A 3472-nucleotide genomic window follows, 5' to 3' on the forward strand; every position below is an offset into this window, starting at 1 on the left:
TCCGCCCCGACGGCGCGGGCGGGTCGGCCTGGATGCACCGGCTCGTCGTCGGCGACCGGGTCGAGGTGGGCCTGCCCCGCAGCACGTTCGCACCGGTCCGCACCGCGCGGCGGCACCTGCTGGTCGCGGGCGGGATCGGTGTGACACCGCTGCTCGCCCACGCTCGCGAGGCCCTCCGCTGGGGCCAGGACGTCCGGATGCTGTACGTGCACCGCGCGGGCGCCTACGCCGCCGAGCTGACCGCGCTGCTCGGCGACCGGCTCCGCGAGGCGGGTCGGGCGGAACTCGCGGACCTGCTCCCCGCGCTGCTCGCCGACCAGCCGCTCGGCACCCACCTCTACGCCTGCGGACCGGTGGGGCTGATGGACCGGGTGGTCGCGGCGGCAGCGGCGGCGGGCTGGCCCGCGGACCGCGTGCACCTCGAGCGGTTCGCCCCGGAGGAGCTCGATCCCGGGGTGCCGTTCACGGCCCGGCTCGCACGCAGCGGCCGCGACCTCGCGGTCCCCGCGGGGACGAGCCTGCTCGCGGCGCTGGAGGGCGCCGGGATCGCCGTGCCGAACCAGTGCAGGCAGGGGGTGTGCGGCGAGTGCCGGGTGCCGGTGCTGGCCGGTCGCCCCCTGCACCGCGACGAGTTCCTGGGCCCGGAGGAACGGGCCGCCGCCGTGATGCCCTGCGTCTCCCGCGCCGAGACCGAGACCCTGGAGATCGACCTGTGACGCGCACCGTCCCCGACCGCCTGGCCACCTTCCCGTTCCCGTTCCGCGCCGACACCTTCCGCTACTCCACCAACGTCGAGGCGGCGCGCGTCGTCGTCGCGACCGAGGCGGGCGAGTGGGGCTCGGGGATCCTGCACCTCGACGGCGACTACGCGGCCGAGGTCGCCGAGCGGGCCCGGGTGCTGGAGCGCGACCCGACCCGGCTGCAGATGCTCCCGCACATGCGCCCGGCCTCCTGGGACGCCCTGCTGACGATGCTGCGGGAGCTCGAGGCACAGCACCCCGAGCAGATGCGGCTGACCGGGTCCGGCCGGGAGCTGGTGTGGCGCAACGACGTCCTCGGCGTCGAGCACCGGTTCACCGAGGGCGACGACGACTCGGTCCCCGGCGGCCCGCTCGGCTTCCTCGGCAGCCAGATCCAGGACGACGTCGTGCTCCTCGACCAGCGCGAGGGCTCGCTCTGGGCGGACGCGGGCAACGTCACGTTCGCCGCGGACTGGTCGATGGGCTTCGACACCGGCATGCGGTTCCTGGAGATCCACGGCCCGGTCCCGCGCGTGCACGAGGAGGGCATCCTGCCCCGGGCGGAGCGGTTCCTCATGCGCCTTCCGCCGGGCGCGGAGTACCGGCGGCTGAACTGGACCCTCGGCGTGGACCGCAGGCTGGACCACGCCACCGAGGTCTACCCGGAGTGGGCCCCGGCCCGCAGGCACATCGCCACCGCGCCCGCCGCGGAGGTGGGGCGCCGGGTACACCTGCGGGTGGAGCTCCAGCACCTGGTCCGGCTGGGCGCATCCGGCGCGATCCTGTTCCTGATCCGCACCTACCTCGTCTCGCTGGAGGAGCTCGCGCAGGTCCCGGCCTGGCGCGAGCGGCTCGGCCGGGTGCTCGCCGAGCTGCCCGCGGACATGGCGGACTACAAGGGGCTGAGCCGGTTCCGCCATCGGGCCGCGGACTGGTGCCTGTCCGGAACATGATCCGGTCACCGGGTGGGTACGCCCGGTACATGGCCGACGATCCCGCTGCCGCCGCCGGGGATCCCGGCTGGGCGCGACTGGAACCGCGGGCCCGGCTGGTCCTGCAGGAGGGCCTCACGCGCGGCGGGCTCCTGCCGGACGAGCTCTGGGTCGACTACCTCACGCTCGGCGGGGCGCTGACCGCGGAGGAGCTGACCGCGGCGGTCGCCGGAGCACGGCCGCTGCGGCGGCGCGACCACGACCTGTTGGCGCACAGCGTGAACGAGCGGCTGCCCGCGGACGTGCCGCGGATCCCCTACTCCGACCAGGTCGCCTGAGCCCCTCGGCCGGGGCGTCCCCCGGTGTCCCGCACCGCAGGTCCGCCGACACAGCCGGCGGACTCACGGTGCGGGACACTAGCCGGGGCCGATCATGCTCGCTACCCTTCGCGGCCAGGTGAGGGGGTGGGCGGGCCGTCATGGGCGTGTCGCTGATCGACGGGTGGTTGCCACCCGTGCTGTTGGGTCTCGGCGCCGTCGGTCTCCTCGGGCTGCTCGCCCGGCGGGGTCGAGGTGCCCTGGTCGCGCTGGTGCTCGCCGTGCTCCTGGCCGCGCTGACCTTCGCGGGCCTGAACCGGCTGGCGGTGGACGAGCTGGACCTCCTCCCGGACCCGCTGCCGACCTCGGTGGTGGTGTGGGTGGCGGTGGCCGTCGGCGGGCTCGTGCTCGCGATCGGCGGCCTGTTCGGCACCAGCGCGGGCCGCAAGGTCGTGTCCGTGGTCTGTGCGGTGCTCGTGCTGGTCGCGGCGGGCTCGCAGATCAACGTCTACTTCCAGCAGTACCCCACGCTCGGAGACCTGCTCCTCGCCGACGACCCCGCGGACGAGCAGACGCTCGCCGGCGGCCGCGGCGCGGCGTCCCGGTCGATGGACACCCCCGCGGTGGACCGCTGGACCGGGCCCGCGACGGGCACCTCCACGATGGTGACGGCGCCGATCCCGGGCACGCTGTCCGGCTTCACCGGCCGCCCCGCGCAGATCTACCTCCCCGCCGCCTACAACGGGCCGAACCCGCCCGTGCTGCCCGTGCTCGTCCTGGTCGCCGGCCAGCCGGGCGGTCCGGACGACTGGGTCACGGCGGGTCAGCTGCAGCAGCTGATGGACTCCGTGGCGGCCGCGCACGACGGGCTGGCGCCGGTCACCGTCGTCGTCGACCCGAACGGCGGGGACACCGACAACACGATGTGCATGGACTCGGTCATCGCGAAGGCGGACACGTACCTGTCGAAGGACGTGCCCACCTGGATCGAGGCCAACCTCGGCATCGACTCGAACAAGAGCCGCTGGGCCTTCGGCGGCTGGTCCTACGGCGGGACGTGCGCGATCCAGATGGCGACCCGCCATCCCGACACCTACCCGAACTTCGTGGACATGGCGGGCGAGCGCGAGCCCGCCCTCAGCGCGGACCGGACCCAGACCATCCAGCAGGCGTTCAACGGTGACGAGGCGGCGTTCGACGCGCTGACCCCGCTGACGCTGCTGGCGAGGGACAGGTACCCCGAGGTGTGGGGGTACTTCTCGAACGGCAGCGAGGAACAGCAGGTGGGGCAGTGGACGACCCAGGTCTCGACGGCCGCCCGACAGGCGGGGATGACCGTGCAGACACAGGTGGTGCCGGGGCAGGGCCACTCGTGGGGGGTGCCGCACGCGTCGCTGCCCCCGGCGTTGGACTTCCTGGGGCAGCGGATGGGGATCCGCCGGTGAGCGAGCACCTTCTTGACCGCGGGCTCCCCCAGCACGAA

The 3472-nt window shown here is 74.4% G+C and carries 4 protein-coding genes; all 4 read left to right on the plus strand.

From position 1 onward, the window contains the following. Positions 1–716 (plus strand): PDR/VanB family oxidoreductase (locus tag H5J29_RS35410; RefSeq protein WP_246394282.1); only part of this gene is annotated, 716 nt, incomplete at its 5' end. Then, on the plus strand, positions 713–1693 hold the full coding sequence (locus H5J29_RS25670; protein ID WP_220187930.1) for a heme-dependent oxidative N-demethylase family protein: 981 nt from the start codon (positions 713–715) through the stop codon (positions 1691–1693). The genes H5J29_RS35410 and H5J29_RS25670, both read left to right, overlap by 4 nt. Positions 1694–1722: 29 nt before the next feature. Further along, the gene (locus H5J29_RS25675; protein WP_181783590.1) at positions 1723–2010 is read left to right on the plus strand and encodes a hypothetical protein; all 288 of its coding nucleotides are present in this window, start codon (positions 1723–1725) and stop codon (positions 2008–2010) included. Between the two features lie 140 nt (positions 2011–2150). Next, entirely contained in the window at positions 2151–3434 is a 1284-nt protein-coding gene (locus H5J29_RS25680; protein ID WP_181783591.1) for an alpha/beta hydrolase, read from the plus strand. Positions 3435–3472: the final 38 nt, after the last annotated feature.

Source organism: Pseudonocardia pini, from assembly GCF_013870575.1.
Lineage (GTDB): Bacteria > Actinomycetota > Actinomycetes > Mycobacteriales > Pseudonocardiaceae > Pseudonocardia > Pseudonocardia pini.

Excerpts from the sequence above, each read along its gene's own strand:
- H5J29_RS25675 (WP_181783590.1), top strand. The coding sequence starts at position 1,723 with ATGGCCGACGATCCCGCTGCCGCCGCCGGGGATCCCGGCTGGGCGCGA.
- H5J29_RS25680 (WP_181783591.1), top strand. The coding sequence starts at position 2,151 with ATGGGCGTGTCGCTGATCGACGGGTGGTTGCCACCCGTGCTGTTGGGT.